The sequence below is a fragment of the Paenibacillus sp. FSL R5-0473 genome (genome assembly GCF_038004565.1).
Classification (GTDB): Bacteria; Bacillota; Bacilli; order Paenibacillales; family Paenibacillaceae; genus Paenibacillus; species Paenibacillus amylolyticus.
In genome coordinates, this window is sequence record NZ_JBBORL010000001.1 from 3,028,800 (window position 1) to 3,049,668 (window position 20,869).

Sequence of the window (20,869 nt, forward strand, 5' to 3'; positions counted from 1 at the left end):
CATTCTATCGCCTATTCATATTCCATTTATCTCTATCTATATAAGTTGAACCAATAAACTTACACTAGATCACTCCAATTGCAGTACCATCTTCCAATCGCTGTTATCCCCAGATTTTTTTGATCCCTTCTCCAAAGGGAAAAATCCGGTGATAGCTTATGCTTCCGATGCAGCTTTCTTGCAGAAAGCTTTCAGGCGAACGCTCCGCTTCTTCAGATCGGTTCTGCACTCTTCGTTCTCGTGTAAATGTTCAGTTCATCTTATATACCTATTTATTCCTCAAACCGTTGTCTTCACGAAAAGTCAATTCGAATCTCATCTTGTTCGCAGTCTTCCCAGGCACATAACGATAGATGATCTCCGCATGATTCACGTACATTAACACGGATGGTTCAGGTGCTTCAGCCTTCACGGTACACGTAAGTCCAGGGAACTGCCATAACGTTGGTGTAATATCCTGCTGACGAAGGAATGGCCCTCTGATTTCAAAATAAACGTCGATTTCTTCAGCCGTATCCAGCTCCACATCAATGATTAACGAATCTGGTGTGAGATCCGCATCAAACGTTACTCCGCGCAGATGACTGTTCCACCCCTCGCCTACCTCACGGCGGATCAAGCGAAGATAATAACGCTCCCCCGTCTCTGTCTGCCAGTGGATCGTGGCTGGATGCATCTGTCCATTCGTATTCACACTTCCCGACATGGCCCCGATCATCCGATCCTCACCGATCCAGGCTTTGGCTGTACACAAATTCCGATTGGACGTTGGATCATTGCGCTCACACAGTTCCACGAACTGTTTCTGCACAAGCCGATCTTCTTGATGAGCCTTGAAATACGGCACGGCTTCAGCGGGCACATCCACCCCAAGGAGCGCAATCAGTGGATCATGGCCTGACTCACAGTTGATTCCTGCCAGATATTCATACCCTTCTCCAAGCAAGAGATAGATAAATACACCGATCGAACTATGCTCTCGTATCTCCATGTCGTACGCCCGGGAGAACGGGCCGGAGAGATTCTCCAGGTTGGCATTGTAATATAGCGCAATGTTATTCCACAGCCCATGTTCAATCCGGTGTCCAATTTCGATCAAACGTTCCGTGAGTCCATACTTTCGATACATGCCAAGCACGGACAGATCCACCCCGTAATACGTTGTCGTGTTGAACTCGGCGAATGTACCGTTGTATTGTTCGAACTCCTTCATCAATCCCTCCGCCTGTTCATCCGAATGCCGAATCCATTCTGTCCGGTTCAAGCGATGGCCGTAGTAGTGGGTGATGAAAATGTGCATCAACTCAATATTCGTGTTCATTGGGATTACGTCGGATAACCTGCGTTCTATTGACCCTTGTACAGCCAACTCCATTGCATGATCCATCCGCTTCATGAGTGTCTCCGGCAGTAGTTCGGCGAATTCGGCAGTCACAACCACACAGACACAAGCGATAAACTCGCGCCAGTTGGGATCATAGCTGATCCAGACCGGTGGCAGAACCTGATTCACTGCCGAATAAAAAAGGTTTTTCAGTTGTTTGGGGTCTGCTGCCTCTGTTAGCAGAGAACCCCCTTCCTGTAGTTTATGGATAAACTGCGCAGACACCTTCTCAAAGGTGCGTTCCAGGAAATAGGCCGTGCCTGGCGCAAAAGATTTCCAAGCATAGTGACCCGCTGGTGGATGCACATCAGTTGGTCGGGTCGCGAAGGTTCCGTGATAGATCTCATCCGGAGCGTCATATTGAACATCGAGCACCTTGTGGAACACCCGTATCGCGCGTTCCACATCACCAGGCTCATTTCGAATTAACAATCCGAGCGCATAATGTGCACTGGCTCGTGTGCTGTGCTGCGATGAATCCTCTTCTTCGAAACTCCGAATCAGATCCAGTTTCTCGTCATAAAAGCTATCCATCATCAACATGGACTGATTTACAAGATACTGTTGCTCTTTCGACATCTTCTCTACCCTTCGTTGTGTCATGTCATGTGACCTCCCGAGACTATAGGTGTGTGTTCAAAAAGATCAGTTTTCAGTACCAAGAAGATGGAATTAAGCTAGAAATGGAGTAGCGGAGCGTAGGACAACTACGTGAGCAACGGACATTTCGGCTAAATTTCATATTCGATGCTGATGATGCCACTAGGCATCATTCGTAATCAAAAGTGAACTTTTTGAACAACCTCTATTAACCTTTTACAGCACCTACCATTACGCCACTGATAAAGTACCGCTGCAACCACGGATACACAAGCAGGATCGGTAACGTTGAGAATATAACGCTGGCTGCTTTCAGACTCTCAGGCAGGACCTGAACAGCACCAATTCCTTCGTTCTGCATCAATTCTGTAATCTGGTTTTGCTGAATCATCTGATACAATTTCAATTGCAAAGGGTATAGCTCAGGCTTCGTAATATACATGAGTGCATCCTGGAAACCATTCCACCGTCCTACCGCGTAGAATAGGCTCAGTGTTGCCATAACCGGAAGGGATAGCGGCAAAATAATGCGCATAAGTGTTCCGAAGTGGCTGCTTCCATCAATACCTGCTGCTTCTTCCAGACTTTCGGGAATACCTCGGAAGAAGGTAATGAGGATAATCATGTAGAACGGACTAATCAATCCAGGCAGAATAAGTCCCCATGTGCTATCGAGTAGATGTAGATTTTTGATCAGAATGTACTCGGGGATAATGCCGCCACTGAAGAACATCGTCACCACAATGACAAGCATGAACCACTTGCGCCCTTTTAGATTACTCTTTGCCAGTGGATAAGCTGCTGCAATGGTCATCACCATGCTTAGCACCGTACTCAGGACGGTCAGCCAAATGGTATGAATGAGGGAACGAATCATCGATCCATCTGCAAATACCTTGGTATACGCCTCAAACGATAACTCTTTGGGGAAAAAGGAAACTTCTCCTGAACCGATCGCCCGGTTTGAGCTGAGCGAGATCGCAATAATATGAATGAATGGTGCAAGACACAGCACCATCGTAATGATAATAAGAATAACGTTTACCGTGTTGAATATTCGATTCGCCGTGTTTTCAGACATCCCACTCACTCCTTACAGATCATATGTGATTCAATCCACTACATAATGCTCTCATCGGTTAATTTCTTGGACGTATAGTTCGCTCCGAGTATGAAGACAAGTCCAACTAAAGCCTGGAACAAACCTACAGCTGTTGCGAGCGTAACTTGACCAGACTGTAAACCGACACGATAGACAAATGTGCTGAGCACATCCGAGTATTCACGTACAGCCACGTTACCGATAATAAATGGTCGGTCGAAGCCGATAGAGATCATGTTGCCGACATTGATGATCAATAAGGTAACAATCGTTGTTTTGATGCCTGGCAAGGAGATGTGCCAGATTCTGCGTAGCCGACTTGCTCCATCCACTTCTGCGGCTTCGTAGAGTTCCCGGTTAATGCCCGTGAGAGATGCCAGATACAGAATCGTACCCCAGCCTGCACTCTGCCACACGCCTACCGCAAGATACGTGAAGAGCCAATAGTTTTTGTCTGAAAGGAAAGGTAATGGATCAAATCCCATGCTCATCAAGATATTGTTAATAAAACCGGATTGTGTACCGAATACCTGAAGTACGATCCCTCCAATAATGACCCACGAAATAAAGTGAGGAATGTACAGTAAAGTCTGTGCCAACTTTTTGAACCAGGCCTTCTTCAGCTCGAACAATAAGATGGCTAATATAAGTGGTGCCGGGAAGGAGACCAGTAGATCCAGCATGTTAAGCACTAACGTGTTGCGTAATGCCGTGTAGAATCCCTGATTTTGAAACACTTCTCTGAATGCATCCAAGCCAATCCACTCACTACCGGCGATCCCTTGAAAGAAGTTAAAGTCCTTGAACGCAATCTGCACGCCATACATTGGCCCATACTTGAAAATAATGAAGTAGATCATGGGCAGTAGGAGCAACGCATATAGTTGCCAGTTTCTGCGGAAATAGATGCTTGTTTTCATATACCTTCCCCCCATGTCATTCAGGATTCTTCATCAAGGCGATGTTGCCATCACCCTAATGAAATCCCTGTTCTTGGTTGTCATACACATTAGATGTGATCTCTACTCTACTTATTTCATCGCTTTGTAAGCTTCTGTACGTTCATCCAGGATTGCTTGACCACCGCTCGCCATGTAATCCTTCATCATGCTGTCATACGTAGCTTCAAAATCAGCGGGTTTGGAAATGGTTGTTTTCACGAAAAACTCCATAAACTTGTCTTTCAAGCCGTTACCGTAACGTGCTTCTGCGTCAATCGGTTTGGAGAAACGTACCGGTTGAATGGTGTCCGTGTTAGAGATCGCTACCGACTTGCGCATATCATCCCGATACTTCGACTCTACCTGTACGACATAAGCCTCTTCATTTTTCTTGTCATCTCCAACGTATTTACCATTGACGATAATGGCAATGTCACCGGAATTATAGATACGACCTGCGATTTCAGGAGAAGCATCATCTTTGATCAGTGGAACTCCATCCACGAGCTCATAGTTCTCGTTTTCAACACCGAATTGCAGGTCGAACAGGTTGTTGCCCGAAGCCATCCAATCCAGATACTTCATCGCTGCTTCCGCATTTTTGCTCGATTTAGGGATCATGACATACATCGCATTGGGTGCATATGCCGGTTTTGCGAATTTGCCCTCGGAGTTTTTGAATGCATCAATCGGTGTCATCACTGCACCAGGTTGATTGGTTTGCAGGTTTTTGTACGTACCGGAGATATAAATCTCCCCTGCATCCTCGGTGTAGAATCCAACTTTGCCGTTAGATACATCTTCCCACAGCTTTTTCTTGTCTTTGTCGAGTCCAAAGTCCTTGCTCATTAATCCTTCATTATAAAGTGTGTTCATATATTTTAGGGCTTCCTTGAAACCAGGCAACAACGTTGGATAGTCATTAGAACCCAGTTGTTGCGTTAATGTATATTTCTGTTCTTCCGTCAGCGGTTCAATGAATGACCAGATCAGTGGTTCATATTGAGCCGAGGCAATGGACATCCCCATCGGAATAAGTCCTGTGCCAACCTTACCCGGATCTTTTTCCTTGAAGGCCTTCAGTGTTGTATGCAGCTCCTCAGCTGTCTCAGGGGAAGGCAATCCGAGTGCATCCAGCCAGTCCTGACGAACATAGGATGCGTACTTGCCAAGTACAAGACGTTTACCTGGAACCGCGAACTGTTGTCCATCGTATTGACCGTAGGCCAGCGTTTCATCTCCCAAGAACTTCTTCAGGTTAGGACCACTTTGATTGATCAGATCCGTAAGTTCGGTCAGACCTCCTTGCTCTGCATACCGGTTGAATGTTCCCGAATCGTAGGTAAAGACGATATCAGGTACTTCAGAGCCACTCGCCATCAGAACGTTAAGTTTCTGTACTTCCTCCGAGCGTGGTACCGGAACAAATTGAACATCGATGTTGTTTGGATCACCAAACTTCTCTTGAATGAAGCGAGTCAGATAACTGTCCGAAATGGTGTAGCCCGCCGGAGTGTTTCCCCGATCGAAGATTTCCACTTTCAAAGTCGTTTTTTCCCCCGAACCCGACTCTCCAGATGAAGATGTTGATTCGCTTCCTGAAGAACATGCAGATAATAATAGAGTGAAAGCCGTTACCACTGCGAGGATTGAACTTGCCTTGTCTGCCTTACGCCTTTGAAATAATCTCATTTGACCTTTCCCCTTTCGCACACTCTCTGAATGGATTCACATGATTGCCACTCCACTTTGTTCATCCCATTTTGTTGCACCTGTGAATGTCACTAATCATTACATAAGATCTGATATTTAGACAATAAACTATTTTCAAAATGTGAAATTCACGTTTTTTAAGTTAAATACCGCGATATATAAACATATTTCCTGACAATATGCAATTTTCATGTCTTAAATGTTAACTATATTAACATATTATGTTGCGTTAAGGTCGATTTCTCATACCCAATCTGGCATCCCCTAACTTGCAATAATCTTTTTTCCATTAAATCTCTCTTCAAAAAATGAAAAAGAGACCACATCTTATGTGATCTCCTTGTTTAGCAACACGAGTAGAACGATTCGACGTATTAATTCCTTGGCGGAAGATTAAACTTCATTTGACCAAACAACGTATCGATGGCATTTCCCGCAAATTGATCGATGACATGTTCGTTGGTCGTGTCCGTATGTTCCAAAATCAATACATTATACTTCTCATCATAATGCATTCCGCCCAAAATAAATCGTACAGGAATGTTCTGAGCCACCCCTGCCTTCGAAATGACCTGAATAAGTTCGGATTCATGCCTTTGTTGACTTGTTGTGTAGGTACCAACAGGTATAGTTATCGTATAAGACGAGTCATCTACATGAAATGTAAATGTGTTGTTGCTTGCTGTAATGGTAACCCGTTTACTGATATCTACCGATCCCCACACTTGCTGTCCGTGTTTGTACACCATCTTCACTCCTGCCCTATTAATCTATGAATTGTCATACTGCTAGTATAGGACATTCGTAAAATTCCTTAACAACATATCAGCCACACTGGCCTAAGATCGTGGTTGAACAGCCAAAAAATCTCCTGTAAAGGACGATAAGGGACAAAACCTTATTGCCTCATACAGGAGATTTCATTGATATCTCTAAGATTATTGGATTTCACCCGATACTCGGATGTTCTAACAGGTGCAATTCCGTTATTGATCCCCTTGTTTTCCACCCTGCTTGCGGTAGTCTCCTGGTGTCACGCCCATAATCCGTTTAAATACTCTGCCGAAGGAAATTGCATTGGCGTATCCCACTTGAAGAGCAATATCCTGAACAGCCATATCGGATGCAGACAACAGACGACAGGCCTTTTCGACCCTCAGTTTCACCAGAAAATCAACAAACTTCATCTCAAACTCTTCCTTGAACAAATAACTCGCATATTTGCCCGAGATTTGGAACCGATCACTCAGATGTTTCAGCGACAGATCCGGATCATCAAAATGCTCTTCAATATATATCCGCAGCTCGTTGATCATCGCGCGATGACTTTTCGTTTCATTCACAGATACATAATTGCGATAAACCTCTTTAAGCCACTCCTGCAAAATCTCTTGAATCCCCTCCAGTGTCTCCACCTGCTGGATATCACTGCGAAGACGAGTCAGGATTTCCTCGGAAAATTGGCTTTGCAAACGCTCAGACAGTTCCCCGAATTCACGGGACAACATCTGGATTAACGCCTGCAGCAACATTCGAATATCGTTATCTGTAATCTGATCTTCATTAAACGCAACAAACATCTGATCCAGCTGCGTTCGCCAACCATCGCCGGTTAGTCTGAATTCACGGACAAAGTCTGCGAGCATCTGCAAATACTTGTACGATTGCAGCTCAATACGATCCGGCAGTTGCTCACTGAGAACGATCGCATCTTTACCTAGGGTAAGTCTATGCTGCAAACCCGCATCTGCACTCGCATAGGAACGAGTAATCTCCTCCCAGCCCGGTACGGTTCGTCCAATCCCGAACGTAAACCGTAGGCGGAAGTTTTCCGCAATCCACATATGCATCTGCTTAGCCAGATCCATAAGTAATTCACGGTCCAGTCCTTCCTGCTCATCCGATGCAATCACTACAATAAGCCTGCGGTTCCCAAACCATTCAGCCCAACCGCCGAACTGGGTCTCATTCTGCACAAGTTCTTCCACTACGTTCATAAGCGCAATCTTCAGAATATTCTGATTGGTCGAGAGATCGTCACCATTCATCTCCGCAATGAGGACAGCAACACTCTTCGGTTCCATGAATCGTTCCTCTAGCGGTTGCAGATGGCGAAGTCGCTGACGGAACGAATCCATCCGCTCTCCTTCCATCAGATCAACAAGCAACTGTCTGCGATGAATCAGCAAGTTTTCATGATGTTGTTTCTCATAGTCAACCGTTTGAGCAATCAGATGTTCCAGCGCACGGTCGATGAGTGCCAGTTCATCTTTGACGGATGGAGTTGCTTCATTCTCCTCGGCACGTGGCTGTAACGCCTGAATTCGATTCATGATCAGCTGGATGGGGCGTGTATTTCTGCGAGTAATGTAGATTAGTCCCGCCACCGCACCAACAATCGTTAATAAACCAATACCGATCCACACATAAGAAACAAGGGATACCCATGAATACAGCTGTCCGGATTGAATACCACTCTCGAAGACCAGACCAAGCTTGTCCGCAGTCACACGATTAAGGATTTCACCTGCTGAAGGGTCCATTTGATGCGCGGTATAGATCAGATTGTCGCTTTTATCCCGAACCTGAAGAACAGATAACTTTTCATTGGTCATGTTATCAATCTGCCGTTCCACTGCGTACATGCGGATGGTAATGACGAGCAGTCCTTCCCCGCCCCACGGTAACGGAAGCCACTTATTCATGCTAATCACCTGTGAAGGTACGTCGAAGGAACGTTCCTTATAATCACGTGGTAGATTCCAACCGAGGTTATCCCGATCTTTCAAGGCTTGCTCAATATAGGCACGATCTTCGAAATCTTCCAAACGCATCATGCCTCTGGGCGTAAGAATCTGGGAATCGGACATGCGATAGAGATAAATGGATTGAATCATATCCTGCTGATCCAGCATACGTCCCAGCCCACTTGCCGCATCATAGATGAACTGACTCGATAATTGTCCCTGTCCAGCTTCCAGAAAGCGACTATATGTTTTGTTTGCACCAATGTCTTCAAGCAACCGAAGTTCAATGTCGCTTAGCGAGCGCTCCAGTGTATCCACGATATAGCGGGTGGAGATCATGTCGGCTTTTTGTGTTTCGTTACGTGAGAGTTCGTTGACAATCAGGAAGGAGAGAAAGATCAGAATGGAAATCGTAAGCAGAAAAATAGGAAAATACGAATACATCAACTTGGTGTGCCAATTCCGCTTCAGATTTACTTTCATAGGCTCCAACTCCTTCCATCTCTATTCTAATGAGTATGCTCTTCTCTGTTCTTTGGCCTGCCTGCTGACGATATATAGAATCACTGATCCTAGTCCCGCACTGATCGCGCAAGCCAGATACATCAGTGATGGACCGCCTGAATCGAGTAAATATCCGTTCAGCATATTACCAACAATTCCGCCCAGGCCAGCAAACACCATGTTAAATAAACTTTGTCCTGTGGCCTGCATTTCCCGTCCCGTAACCGAAGCCACATATTCCACTGCTGCGATATAAAAGAATCCGAAGGATAACCCATGCAGCACCTGAACGCCAATCATGACCTCAGGTGTCGGCCATAGCCATTGTATCCCCCAACGTAACATATACGCCCCCGCTGCAAGCAGCAACGTGCGTTCATGCCCCCATTTTCGGAGTATGAATGCCGCTGCCAACATGGATGGAACATTAGTAATTGACGCCAGCAACAGTGCTGTACCCGTCATGGTCACCGAACCGCCAGCCATCTGAAATGAAATAACAAAAAAGGAGTTAAACGCAGTGAGCGTTTGGTTAACCAGGAAACAGCCTGTTAGAAATAGAAGGAATGTCCGGTTTCGGAGCAATCTTGCCAAACCTACGGAGAAGGTTACCGAGGACGAGGATATGCTCGTCTGCCGGGGGAGTGTACTTGCCAGTATAGCGCTCAGAATGTTAAACAGGAGAAATGGTAGCCATAACATGTGAATGGAAAACTGGGAGAGATACATCCCTGCGGCAAATCCCCCAACTCCCGTTCCTATGCTGCCGAAGAGTCGGATCATGCCATATGAGGTGTTCGCGACTCTCGCGGCTGTAACCGCATAGGAGTCAGCAACGGGTATTTGAGTCACTTGGAATATAGTGCATAAAGTATAAATCAATATTAATATAAAGTACACTTGAATATTGTAGAAATACGCTAACGATGCAGGAACAAGCAGGCTTATCACCAGTACGAACCGTGTCTTTTTAAACTTATCTACCAGAATTCCCCATATTGGTTGAAGAATAATGGATACGAGTGTGCCAAACGCCATAATAAATCCGGTTTCTTTACTGGAAAACCCTTGTGCTACCAATATGGGATTAATGTACGGGTTAAACATCCCCCCAGCAAGCCCCATAAACAGATATAGGCCCTGTAATTGGAGTAAAACACGTTTTGCATCATTGGAATCGGCTTTTATTTTCTCTGTGTAAGCCTTCATATGTCTACTTCTCATCCGGATCTCCATCCTTTATTTCTGTAGTTGCTTCGCCTATTCTCTATTTTTATGTGCGTGTCAGACTGGACTTGATTGCAGCCAATGCCCCGATTGCTCCTGCTTTGTTCCCCAGTTCAGCTACAGCTAAAAGTGTAGGCAGAACAGTGTAACGTTGGAGGCGTGTGCGCACTTCGTTTAGATAATAGGATGGGTTGGATGCAGCCACGCCACCACCGATCACTATAATGGAAGGATTGAGTAAAGCCGTAATATTCGCCAGACCTCTCGCCATATAACGCATGGGTAGTTCCAGAATCTCCAGGGCAGCAAGATCACCCGACTCCGCTGCTTTGAATACATGCCTGGCTTCAATCTGTTCCGCTTCCCCTCCTGCCAGACTCATGATCAGGGATAAGGAACTTCCCTTTCCAGCAGCAAAATAACGCCTCGCCTGTTCGGTAATTCCCGTACCTGAAGTCACTTGCTCAAATACGCCAAAGAAATCCGCATCCGCAACATAACCGGTATGAAGCCCTTCGTCTCCTGCAATGAAATGCCCAATCTCACCTGCTGCTCCATTCTGGCCGCTATAGAGCTGTCCATTCAGGATAAGAGCAGATCCAATGCCTGTTCCAACCGTGACCATTACGCAGTGTTGATGTCCCTGTGCTGCCCCTTGATCATACTCGCCCATTGCGGCCATATTCACATCATTATCCAACATGATATTCCCGCTGTAATACTTCGCAATAACAGGGCGAATATCTAGCTCAGGCCACTGAAAAGCCGGAGCATTTCGCAGTATCCCCTCCTCTTGCAGAATCACACCAGGGAATCCCAAGCCTGCACCTTTAAGTTGATCCAGACTGCATCCAACTTCGCGGCAGAATGTTTCTAATTCAGCGAATAACCATCGGAAGAACTCATCCGGCTGATCACTGGCAAGCGTAGGCAAGATACGTTCATGAACTTCATTTCCAGCCTGTTGTGATGACAAGAGCATTAATGTTTTGGTACCTCCAATGTCAATACCTGCAATCCAGCCGGATGGATCACCTCCAACCGTACCATTCTGATTGGTCTGATAGTTATTACTTACGTTTTTCACGGATTCTGTCATCCCTTTTCCCTCCTCACATGTTGTATATCCAATCTCTTATTCCATGGCTTCCTGCTGAAGGTTCAGCATCGTTTGTTGTATGGCTACCTGTACCGCGCCAGTGACAACAGCCTGCTCACCAAGCTTGGAACAGATTAACTGTGGTTGCACAGGGAATTGCTCAGAGATGATCTGCCTCAGTAAAGGCAATAACACATCACCGTTCCCTCCTACACCTCCGCCAAGCACAATGAGATCCGGAGCAAGCACAACGCTAAGCTGACGCAGAGCGGAAGCAATCTTCTGGCTGTATTGTTGTAGAATGTCTAACGCCTCTACTTCTCCACTGCGCGCAGCTTCAAATAACCTCTCGGGAGTCAGGTGTCTGTGAAGATCATCTGCACCCGAATCAGCAGCCTCCAATAATAGTTCATCATGCTGATCTAGATAATCTTTCGCCAGTTGCATCAGACCATCAGCGGACAGCACTTCCTCCAGACGTCGGCCATCGTCCACCAGCATCTCCGCGATCTCTCCAGTTAAGCCACCTAAACCTCGAAGCAGTTGGCCATGTACCATGATCCCAGCGCCTGTCCCTGTACCGATGGAGAAAAAAACAAACAAGGGATATCCTGCTGCTGCACCACTCCGATACTCCCCAAGGGCTGCAAGATTCACATCATTTTCCAGAATTACTTCACAGGGAAAAGCTCCTGACAACGACTCTAAAGAGAAGGCTTCTTCCAGACCCGCTAAAGGGTCCACAATACGATTGATACGCCCTGATTCAGGCAGCACTACGCCTGGTATACCGAACCCGATGCACTGAATCTGATCCCAGTTCAGATGATTCTCATCAAGCAGTTCGTTCATATGGCTTCGAAGAAGCTCCAACATCGTCGCTTCTCCTCGCTCATAAGCTCCTTGAACAACCATGGGATATGTTCTATAGGCAATGATCTCTCCATTCAGATCGGATAATGCAACCCGAATACGTGTTGCCCCGATATCTATACCACAGACATAATAAGCCGTTTCGTTGAAACGAATGAGGGTTGCTTTTCGACCCTGAGCGTTGTCAGCTGGCCCCATTTCCCTCACCAGATTACGGTCAATCAGATGTTCGACTGCCAAAGATACTGTTGGTTTACTAAGTCCGGTCTGACGGCTGATTTCCGCTCTCGACATGGTTCCCTGAATTATGAGGGCATCCATAATGAGATTTTCATTCAGATTGCGGATATACTGCGGTGTGCCAGCCATGTTATCGCCTCCTCTTATAGTTAGTTAGCATTTTTCATAATTCGATTAAAGTCGCTCTCGGGTACAAAATATAGACGAATATCACCGTTTCGATCTATATCTTGCTGATTGTAAAACGCTCTTGGAAATTATGCTAAATGCTTAGTTAGTTAGGTTTATTAACAAATTGATTAAATTCAATATATCATCGTGTTTGGTAGGTGTACAGCTTTTTGTCATTGCACTCTTTTAGTAGAAAGTTTTACTAGAAAGAACCAACCTCCACCTGTAACACAGAAGCCCAATAAAGGAATTATTATACAATAATAGACGTTTATACATTTCCGAAACAGTGACACGCTCATAGAATACCTTATCACGATCAGGGAGGTTTTAATATGTATAGAAAACATCATAAATGTCATCATCCAAGACCAAAGTGTTTTTACAAAAAAATTACGAAAACTTGTGTTACCAAAGTTAAATATGTCCCTACAAAGTGTAAAAAACACTGTCATGTCACTGTTGAATATTGTGGAGTCAAAAAAAGAAGACATTACTAATACTCTTTTGCCCTTCTCTTCGGAGAAGGGTTCTTTCTTAATTGAACTAGATTAATATCGGATACCATTAACCTATCAAAAAAGTTGCGGTGATATTCACCGCAACTTTTTTCTTCCTTATATACATATATTCATCAAGTTTTAGAGAGTTCAATAAATCCTTCACCGAAAACATCACGCACGTCATGAATGGTGATAAAAGCAATCTCATCTTCTGCTCGGACAATCTTCTTCAGCATTGAAACTTCCTGTTTGCTAATCACAATGTATAGAATTTCTTTCTTATTTTTTGTGTAATAGCCATGACCGGACAGGACGGTTACTCCGCGATCCATCTTCTCAATGACTTGCTTCGCGATTTCATCCTGTTTGGAAGAGATAATCATGACTGCTTTTTTCGGATTGAGCCCTTCAATAATGAACTCCATTGTTTTGGTTCCAACAAACAGCAAGACAATTGTACACATTAATCCTTGCGGTCCAATGATGAAGTATGAGGAGAAAGCCACAATCAGATCGAAGAACAGAAGTCCGTAACTGATATTCCAATCCAGATATTTGTTGGCAAGTCGGGCCAAGATCACTGTTCCCGCCGTTGTGCCTCCTACTCTAACAATCAAGCCAATACCAAGACCGGCAAATAATCCAGCAAAAATGGTATTGATCCAGAGTTCATCCGATGCAATCGTCCAACTCTCCGTCAGATGCAGGAACAACGAATTGAATACCACTGCAATAATCGTATATACCGTAGTCGTTTTATCAAGAAACCGATATCCCACAATTAACAAAATACCGTTCAGGATCAAGTTCATCAGTCCAGGGGACCATTCAAACAGGTAATACAAAATAATCGTGATACCCGTGACGCCGCCTTCAGCCAAATCGTTCGGGATGACAAACAGGTTCACCGCCAGTGCAAACAGAAATGCACCTGCCATAATAAATAGGATATCCGTAATTCGTTTCTTCATTATGCATTCCATCCAATCCATCAGAAATCAACCTAATCGACCCGTCTCATAAGTTGTCATAATCACTCAAGGATAGATTTTACCATGCTCACAACAAAATTTGTATACATAATACAAATTGTTGCGTAATTTGTGCAAAGGAATTAGTAAAACCTGCTCTTCTGTCTTCTGCAGAGCTATTGAGCATCATACACCCATGACAAATGTCATGGTCCGTCATTGATATTCATCATTACAGAAGGCTGACGTTTATGACTTACTGTCATGTTCGGATTGTTTTACAATGATAAAAACGCTTCCTACAGGAAAGTCTAGCGGGAAACGCCAAGTTGTAGCTGATTACAGTTATAACGATTGAAGGAGGACACAATTTTATGAACAGATCAAAAGAAATGGCCTTAAAAAAAGAAGTTACCCCTTACGAAAAAAATGATCTCAGACTAAGTATCCGCCAGTTAATCAATACATTGCTCCCGCTCTTCTTGTTATGGGCTGCAGCTTACTTTAGCTTATCGGTTTCCTACTGGCTGACCTTCCCGATTGCCTTGGTGGCATCCGGATTTGTACTGCGGACCTTTATTATTTTCCATGACTGCTGCCATGGTTCATTCTTCAAGAGCAAACGCGCCAACGATATTCTCGGTACCATTACTGGTGTATTAACAGTGACACCCTATCAGCAGTGGAAAAACGAGCATTCTATCCATCACGCAACAAGCAGTAATCTTGACAAACGTGGTGTAGGTGATATCTGGGTTATGACGGTTGACGAATATAAAGCAGCTTCTCCTTGGGGTCGTCTCTTCTATCGGATTTATCGTAACCCGTTTGTATTGTTTTGTATCGGACCCATTTACGTGTTTCTGTTGGCTTACCGTTTTAACCGCAAAGGTGCTAGACGTAAAGAACGTATCAATACACACCTGACTACCGTATTGATCGTAGTGCTCTATGCATTCATGTCCTGGTTAGTCGGATGGCAGGCTTTTGTAATGGTGCAGGCACCTATCTTCTTCTTCTCCGGTTTCTTTGGTATCTGGCTGTTCTACGTTCAACATCAGTTCGAAGAGACGTATTTTGAACATGAAGATGAGTGGAGTTATGTAAAAGCAGCTGTTGAAGGCAGTTCTTATTACAAATTGCCAAAATTATTGCAATGGATCAGTGGTAATATCGGGTTTCACCATGTGCATCACTTGAGCCCACGTGTACCTAACTATTTCTTGGAAGAAGCACATAACGCAACACCACCTTTGCAAAAAGCAACGACTATTACACTACGTTCCAGTCTGGTTGCCCTGCGCTTCCGTCTGTGGGATGAAGATTCTAAACAGTTTATTAGCTTCAGACAGCTCAAAAAGCTATCCCGCAAGCCGTATGTTCAACCGCCTATCCGAGTAACCAATCCAGCGGGTCTGACAGAGAAGCCTTAACTCTGTCGGATTCGTTTTCTTGTGTTCAAGCCATAGTCATGCTACAGTCATGCTAAAGTTGAGTACAAGTTTGAGGAGGAGAATTCCATTCAAAAGTGGATGCAAAATTTTTATAAAAAAACAGGGTTGAACCTTTATGTATGGCTCGCCTTTTTCATCCTACCATTCTATTTTATATCGCAATATTCTAAATTATGGACGATGGTAACCGGCATCATCATTATCCTCGTTTTCTTCGTCTGTTACCTGCTCGCCTTCATCACCAAGGGCTGGCAGGTGTACATGTGGATTGGAATGCTTATTGCCATATCCATTACGATGACGATCGCCTATGATTATGCGTATTTCTCATTGTTTCTTGCTTTCTTTATTGGGAATATTAAAAATAAAGCCGGTTTCTTCACCCTCTACTCGGTGAACCTGGGAGCCAGTTTCGTAACCATTAATTACGGTTTCATTAATCAGAGTTCTCTGTTGGTGAGCCAACTCCCGTTTGTATTCATCAGCTTAATGGCCTCCATCCTGCTCCCAATCAGTACGTATAACAAAAACAAAACTGAACATTTGGAAGGCCAATTGGAGAATGCGAACAAGCGACTTGATGATCTCGTAAAAATGGAAGAACGCCAGCGTATCGCTCGTGACCTGCACGATACACTTGGACAGAAGCTCTCTTTGATCGGTCTGAAAACCGATCTGGCGAGACGGCTGCTCCGCAATAATCCCGATCAGGCCGAGATTGAATTGAACGACCTCAGACAAACGGCAAGTACAGCTCTGAAGGAAGTCCGGGAAATGGTCACCACTATGCGTGGTACACAATTGGTCGATGAACTGTTCCGGGCGGAGCAGATTCTGAAGGCCGCTTCGATTGAATTTGTGCTGGAAGGTAATCCGAAGTTACAGGATACGTCACAATTGAATGAAAATGTGCTCGGTATGTGCTTGAAAGAAGCTGTCACGAATGTCGTCAAACACAGTCAGGCAACAACCTGTACTATCATCATTAAGGAAACACTAGCGGATAATGTAGTAACCGTTCAAGATAACGGTGTTGGAATAGAACGAACTCGCAAACAGGATCGGCGCGGAACAGGAATTTTGGGCATGAAGGAACGACTTGAATTTGTGAACGGATGTCTGGATATTCCCTCTGCGACAGACATCCCGGGTACAGCGATCATTATTCATGTTCCGAAACTCGTTCGCAAACCGATAAAGGAGGCAGAATCATGATTAGAATTGTAATCGCGGAAGATCAGCGCATGATGCTCGGCGCCTTGTCCTCCCTCCTCAATCTGGAGGAAGATATGGAAGTCGTCGGACGTGCCAGCAACGGCCAGGAAGCCCTTGCCCTTGTCCAAGAGCTCGCACCAGACATCTGTCTGATGGATATAGAAATGCCTGTAAAAAGCGGCCTTGAAGCCGCAGAAGAACTCAAAGGAATGAGCTGTAAGGTCATTATCCTGACCACTTTTGCCCGGACCGGATATTTCGAACGTGCCCTAAAGGGCGGTGTCCGTGGTTACCTGCTCAAAGACAGTCCAATTGAAGAACTTGCCGAGTCGATCCGCCAAGTTATGAATGGCAGACGTATCTTCGCTCCCGACTTGGTAGATGAAGCTTATGTAGAAGAAAACCCACTGACAGAACGGGAGAACGCTGTACTAGGCCTCATGGCAGATGGGAAAAACACCAAGGAAATCGCCGGGCATCTGTTCATTACAACGGGAACGGTGCGTAACTACATCTCCATTATTCTCAACAAGTTAAATGCCAGTAACCGCATTGAGGCCATCACTCGCTCCAAGGAAAAAGGGTGGTTCAAATGAAAGTACCGCTTTAACCCATTGAAACAAAAATAAGCATGTACCCCGGCTGCATAAGCTGCGATAACATGCTCAAAATAAAAAGCTTGGCCCAGCACTTCCTGGGCCAAGCTTTTTTAGGTGTATCGTAACAATCCCACACTCATCTCTTCTACATAGCAGAATATCCGTAAAACACTCAAGATTTATTTCACAGATACAACCATGCCAAGAGCTTCTAATGGCACTTGATCGGTCTTAAACTGATGAATTTGGTTACCGTCCTGCCATGAGATCGTTACAAGAACAGACTGTCCACCACTTGGATATTCAACCTTGATATACCCTTTATCTTTAGGTACAGGCAAGGTATGTAACTCCAGGTACTCCACCATTTTTTTCGCTATGCCCGGATTATTCATTTCATCTTCGGATACCGAACGAATTTCCAGCGTCCATCTACCTTCTTGCCAAGTCAGATATTGACTGCCTGCGGCACCTTCACTCATGCCTTTGATGCCATGTCCCAGATCCACAGCCATATCTGCTGGAATATCTTTCAGGTCCGTCTCAGGGAATATTTCTGGCTGATCCGGGTCCTTATAGGTCTTCACTTCATAGGAAGCCAGTACAGGTATCTTACTGTCGGATGCAGTTAAAGATTGATCATTAATGGCAACAGACTGAGTGGTAGCGTAGAAGTTTACCTTAAATGCATCCGCAGTATTGGACAGTATTGCCGCCCCCAAAGATGTACCCTTGTCCAATGTGAATGAAGTGGGTAACGCTGCATCCTTCATCTTCAACTGGTTGCGAACTTGCTTGATCACATCATTCACACCTGAATGACCAGTGGCAACTTGGTTGTCATTTGCCTTCGATCCTGATGTGTCTACATTATCTGTTGTGCCCGTATTCTCTTTGGTTCCTGTTTCATTTTCATTAGAGAAATCAGCACCACCGCTGCCGGTCTCGGTCTGCTCCCCCACTGTTGTTGTTGGTGAAGAGCTATTCTCTGATGATGCTGCATTTGAATCCGGTCCGCCACATCCTGCCAGAGCAAGTAAAACGGCTGTCGTTACTGGAATCATGATCCATAATGGCTGTTTCTTCATGATGTGTACCTCCTTCGTTGTAGCCAATCTAAAAATTCAAAAGATTAACGCTTGTCGTTCCAGAAGTTAACCGGCTGTACTTTTTTGCTTAATACTTCAAAACGATACCCTTCTGCCTTCAATGTTTTCAATACTTGCGGTAATACTTTCAGCGTTGCTTCCTGGTCGTGCATAAGCACAACAGGTGTTGTTCCGCTCTTTTGCACATTGTGGATCTGCTTCATTACACTGTTATAGACTTTCTGGTGATCCTTCTTGTATTTCCAATCTTCCGAGTCGACATTCCAATCCCATAGATGGAATCCACCCTGGCCCAGAAGTACACTACGGAACGCAGGCTTGAGGTATGGTTTACTACCGTATGGCGTCCGCACGAGACTTGTTTTAACTCCGGCAACCTTGTTCAGACTTGCATTGGCCTGTTGCATTTCTTTCAATCCGCTATATGCAGATTTATAGAATTTGCCTGGAACGTGAGTCACACCATGCAGACCCAATCCATGCCCGTCAGCTACGATACGTTTGGTAGCCTTCTGAAATTGCTCCATTTGAGGTCCCAGCATGAAAAACGTTGCCTTCGCATGATATTGATCCAGAATATCCAGTAACTGACCCGTATGAGCAGTTGGCCCATCATCAAACGTCAGGTATATGATTTTGGAATTTGCTTTGCTTGCACCATCCTTGGATGCAGCTGATTTGGCAGATACCGACTGCGGCAATAATAGTGGAATGATTAATAAAATAGCAAGTGTGACCATGATAGATTTACGAATATGTAGCATAATTAAAAGTCTCCCTTGTGTGTTAAATTTCCCCGGGTGTCCATGTTTTTCTACCTTCATCCCTTGGCGATTAATCCTAATACTATCAAAGATAGTGGCTCCTGTTCTCGCTCCAAAGGCTACGGTAGAGTTACACTTTTGTCAGATAAACCTAAAATTTAATACGAATTTGATAGATTTGCGCAAAATAAGATCCCGTCAGGATAGATCAATTGTGACATATCCTCTATTACCCACATTCAGAATTTTGATAGACCTTTCCTCCAATTCAAGTAAATCTATACAATCATTAAATATCGTTGCATGCAAAAAAACCTGCACAAGTGCAGGCTTCTTTGTCTTCAATCAGCATATGGCATCAAACCATCATCCCTTGCAAGGGGATTGCCCCCATTGCTTTCAGGATCATTACCTCATGCTGTATGTAAATGGTGTTTTGACGCTGGAATCTTCTCGACTCCCAACATGCATTTATTCAGCAGGAGCAGTGAACGAACGTTTGCCAAACTCGGCATCCAGCATGTAGAAGGCATTGCTGTCTTTTTCAATGCGGCGCAGCTTCTGAATAATATTGTCAAACAAAGCTTCCTCTTCAACCTGCTCATCAATGAACCATTTCAGGAAATACATCGTTGCATGTTCACGTTCATTCAGAGCGATGTCAGCCAGATTGTAGAATTTTTTCGTGTTTTGCTGTTCATGAGCATAACCATGCTCAAACACATCCAGCATCGAAGCATATTCATTCTTCGGTTCTGGCAAAGCCTCAAGTGTGGCACGTTGCCCACGATCATTCAGGAATTTGTATATTTTCATGCCATGGAATCGCTCTTCTTCCGCTTGCACGATGAAGAAGTTCGCAAATCCATCCAGACTTTTGCTGGAACAATAGGCTGCCATAGCCAGATATACATGAGCGGAATAAAACTCAAAGTTCATCTGTTCATTTAAAGATTCTGTTAACGTTTGGCTCATAATCAAAACACCTCTTTCTTTCTCTAGGGATGGTTATATTCTAACATAACGTAAGCAGGACTTACACCGATTTTCTACAAAATTCGCCAAGGACTGAACGAACAAAAAAGCTCTGCCGCGATGGCAGAGCTTCTTTCATTCTTTAGAGATATGCAATTATACCAAGAACGCTTTGGAGATGATAACCAACAGGATGAACAGAACCAGAATGGCACCTACAGAAGTGAAACCTCCGTATCCGTAGCCTCTTGTTTCTCCACCTAATACTTCGCTCATTGACCGTACCTCCTCTGCAACAGGTATGGGTTATCTTATGCAGGAAGAACGACTTTGACAGGGCGGATGCCCTAATTATTCAGATTGCTGTTTTTTTCGTTCAGTACCGGGGAGATTGCACACGCATGATATCCAGAAAAGGTACCTTCGCTGTGAACTCTTCTTCGGTATACTCTACATGCACAAGTCGTGTACGGGAGTCCATTTTGACGATGACTCCTTGCACCTGATCTTCTTTGCCCCATACCGTCAACAGTACTTCCGAACGTTCCCGAAAAGCTTCAACCAGCTGGTTTCCCAACTCTTCGAGTTCAAACTCATCCCGTGTAGGTCTTTTTGCTACTTTTGCTTTTGCCAATGTGGCTGCCTCCTCTACTCCGACGTCCCGATTCCACGGGTTGA

At 44.7% G+C, this 20,869-nt stretch carries 18 protein-coding genes; 3 read left to right on the plus strand and 15 right to left on the minus strand.

Features of this window, described 5'->3' with window-relative positions; genetic code table 11:
* Positions 1-268: 268 nt before the first annotated feature.
* The 10 genes from MKY28_RS13005 to MKY28_RS13050 form a co-directional block, all read right to left on the minus strand.
* The gene (locus MKY28_RS13005) at positions 269-1,987 is read right to left on the minus strand and encodes a hypothetical protein (protein WP_340936141.1); all 1,719 of its coding nucleotides are present in this window, start codon (positions 1,985-1,987) and stop codon (positions 269-271) included.
* Between the two features lie 205 nt (positions 1,988-2,192).
* A complete protein-coding gene (locus MKY28_RS13010) occupies positions 2,193-3,065 on the minus strand; it encodes a carbohydrate ABC transporter permease (RefSeq protein WP_340936142.1) in 873 nt (290 codons plus the stop codon).
* Between the two features lie 38 nt (positions 3,066-3,103).
* On the minus strand, positions 3,104-4,006 hold the full coding sequence (locus tag MKY28_RS13015) for an ABC transporter permease (protein ID WP_017688833.1): 903 nt from the start codon (positions 4,004-4,006) through the stop codon (positions 3,104-3,106).
* A 111-nt stretch (positions 4,007-4,117) separates the two neighbouring features.
* Positions 4,118-5,719: an extracellular solute-binding protein gene (locus tag MKY28_RS13020; RefSeq protein ID WP_340936143.1), complete on the minus strand. Its 1,602-nt coding sequence runs from the start codon at positions 5,717-5,719 to the stop codon at positions 4,118-4,120.
* A 395-nt stretch (positions 5,720-6,114) separates the two neighbouring features.
* On the minus strand, positions 6,115-6,486 hold the full coding sequence (locus MKY28_RS13025) for a hypothetical protein (RefSeq protein WP_340936144.1): 372 nt from the start codon (positions 6,484-6,486) through the stop codon (positions 6,115-6,117).
* 240 nt (positions 6,487-6,726) lie between these two features.
* Positions 6,727-8,970: a helix-turn-helix domain-containing protein gene (locus MKY28_RS13030; protein WP_340936145.1), complete on the minus strand. Its 2,244-nt coding sequence runs from the start codon at positions 8,968-8,970 to the stop codon at positions 6,727-6,729.
* A gap of 21 nt (positions 8,971-8,991) precedes the next feature.
* Positions 8,992-10,215, minus strand: coding sequence for an MFS transporter (locus tag MKY28_RS13035; protein ID WP_340936146.1), 1,224 nt, complete (start codon positions 10,213-10,215; stop codon positions 8,992-8,994).
* Between the two features lie 49 nt (positions 10,216-10,264).
* Positions 10,265-11,317 (minus strand): ROK family protein, encoded by a 1,053-nt coding sequence (locus tag MKY28_RS13040; RefSeq protein ID WP_340936147.1) that lies wholly within the window; start codon positions 11,315-11,317, stop codon positions 10,265-10,267.
* Between the two features lie 36 nt (positions 11,318-11,353).
* Positions 11,354-12,559 carry an ROK family transcriptional regulator gene (locus tag MKY28_RS13045; protein ID WP_340936148.1) on the minus strand — a complete coding sequence of 402 codons (1,206 nt, stop codon included), beginning with the start codon at positions 12,557-12,559 and terminating at the stop codon, positions 11,354-11,356.
* A gap of 676 nt (positions 12,560-13,235) precedes the next feature.
* The gene (locus tag MKY28_RS13050) at positions 13,236-14,075 is read right to left on the minus strand and encodes a YitT family protein (protein WP_017688839.1); all 840 of its coding nucleotides are present in this window, start codon (positions 14,073-14,075) and stop codon (positions 13,236-13,238) included.
* Positions 14,076-14,449: 374 nt separating this feature from the next.
* Here MKY28_RS13050 and MKY28_RS13055 point away from each other — a divergent pair, with 374 nt between their 5' ends.
* From MKY28_RS13055 to MKY28_RS13065, 3 genes are all read left to right on the plus strand, one after another.
* Positions 14,450-15,508 (plus strand): fatty acid desaturase, encoded by a 1,059-nt coding sequence (locus MKY28_RS13055; RefSeq protein WP_076249560.1) that lies wholly within the window; start codon positions 14,450-14,452, stop codon positions 15,506-15,508.
* An 87-nt stretch (positions 15,509-15,595) separates the two neighbouring features.
* Positions 15,596-16,744 carry a sensor histidine kinase gene (locus MKY28_RS13060; RefSeq protein WP_036670646.1) on the plus strand — a complete coding sequence of 383 codons (1,149 nt, stop codon included), beginning with the start codon at positions 15,596-15,598 and terminating at the stop codon, positions 16,742-16,744.
* Positions 16,741-17,340: a response regulator transcription factor gene (locus MKY28_RS13065; protein WP_036608692.1), complete on the plus strand. Its 600-nt coding sequence runs from the start codon at positions 16,741-16,743 to the stop codon at positions 17,338-17,340. The genes MKY28_RS13060 and MKY28_RS13065 overlap by 4 nt, the downstream gene beginning before the upstream one ends.
* A 182-nt stretch (positions 17,341-17,522) precedes the next feature.
* On the opposite strand, the gene MKY28_RS13070 is transcribed toward MKY28_RS13065, so the two are convergent.
* From MKY28_RS13070 to MKY28_RS13090, 5 genes are all read right to left on the minus strand, one after another.
* Entirely contained in the window at positions 17,523-18,431 is a 909-nt protein-coding gene (locus MKY28_RS13070) for a hypothetical protein (RefSeq protein WP_051449717.1), read from the minus strand.
* 44 nt (positions 18,432-18,475) lie between these two features.
* The gene (locus MKY28_RS13075) at positions 18,476-19,216 is read right to left on the minus strand and encodes a polysaccharide deacetylase family protein (RefSeq protein ID WP_036608702.1); all 741 of its coding nucleotides are present in this window, start codon (positions 19,214-19,216) and stop codon (positions 18,476-18,478) included.
* A gap of 471 nt (positions 19,217-19,687) precedes the next feature.
* Positions 19,688-20,191, minus strand: coding sequence for a ferritin (locus tag MKY28_RS13080; protein WP_036608705.1), 504 nt, complete (start codon positions 20,189-20,191; stop codon positions 19,688-19,690).
* A 156-nt stretch (positions 20,192-20,347) separates the two neighbouring features.
* The gene (locus tag MKY28_RS13085) at positions 20,348-20,467 is read right to left on the minus strand and encodes a hypothetical protein (protein WP_017688846.1); all 120 of its coding nucleotides are present in this window, start codon (positions 20,465-20,467) and stop codon (positions 20,348-20,350) included.
* A 100-nt stretch (positions 20,468-20,567) separates the two neighbouring features.
* A complete protein-coding gene (locus tag MKY28_RS13090) occupies positions 20,568-20,825 on the minus strand; it encodes a YolD-like family protein (RefSeq protein ID WP_036608707.1) in 258 nt (85 codons plus the stop codon).
* Between the last annotated feature and the right edge of the window lie 44 nt (positions 20,826-20,869).

Coding starts and splice junctions, on each gene's coding strand:
- MKY28_RS13030 (WP_340936145.1), bottom strand. CDS start 8,970: ATGAAAGTAAATCTGAAGCGGAATTGGCACACCAAGTTGATGTATTCG.
- MKY28_RS13070 (WP_051449717.1), bottom strand. CDS start 18,431: ATGAAGAAACAGCCATTATGGATCATGATTCCAGTAACGACAGCCGTT.
- MKY28_RS13065 (WP_036608692.1), top strand. CDS start 16,741: ATGATTAGAATTGTAATCGCGGAAGATCAGCGCATGATGCTCGGCGCC.
- MKY28_RS13015 (WP_017688833.1), bottom strand. CDS start 4,006: ATGAAAACAAGCATCTATTTCCGCAGAAACTGGCAACTATATGCGTTG.
- MKY28_RS13040 (WP_340936147.1), bottom strand. CDS start 11,317: ATGACAGAATCCGTGAAAAACGTAAGTAATAACTATCAGACCAATCAG.
- MKY28_RS13035 (WP_340936146.1), bottom strand. CDS start 10,215: ATGAGAAGTAGACATATGAAGGCTTACACAGAGAAAATAAAAGCCGAT.
- MKY28_RS13020 (WP_340936143.1), bottom strand. CDS start 5,719: ATGAGATTATTTCAAAGGCGTAAGGCAGACAAGGCAAGTTCAATCCTC.
- MKY28_RS13045 (WP_340936148.1), bottom strand. CDS start 12,559: ATGGCTGGCACACCGCAGTATATCCGCAATCTGAATGAAAATCTCATT.
- MKY28_RS13080 (WP_036608705.1), bottom strand. CDS start 20,191: ATGAGCCAAACGTTAACAGAATCTTTAAATGAACAGATGAACTTTGAG.
- MKY28_RS13085 (WP_017688846.1), bottom strand. CDS start 20,467: ATGAGCGAAGTATTAGGTGGAGAAACAAGAGGCTACGGATACGGAGGT.
- MKY28_RS13050 (WP_017688839.1), bottom strand. CDS start 14,075: ATGAAGAAACGAATTACGGATATCCTATTTATTATGGCAGGTGCATTT.
- MKY28_RS13075 (WP_036608702.1), bottom strand. CDS start 19,216: ATGCTACATATTCGTAAATCTATCATGGTCACACTTGCTATTTTATTA.
- MKY28_RS13010 (WP_340936142.1), bottom strand. CDS start 3,065: ATGTCTGAAAACACGGCGAATCGAATATTCAACACGGTAAACGTTATT.
- MKY28_RS13005 (WP_340936141.1), bottom strand. CDS start 1,987: ATGACACAACGAAGGGTAGAGAAGATGTCGAAAGAGCAACAGTATCTT.
- MKY28_RS13055 (WP_076249560.1), top strand. CDS start 14,450: ATGAACAGATCAAAAGAAATGGCCTTAAAAAAAGAAGTTACCCCTTAC.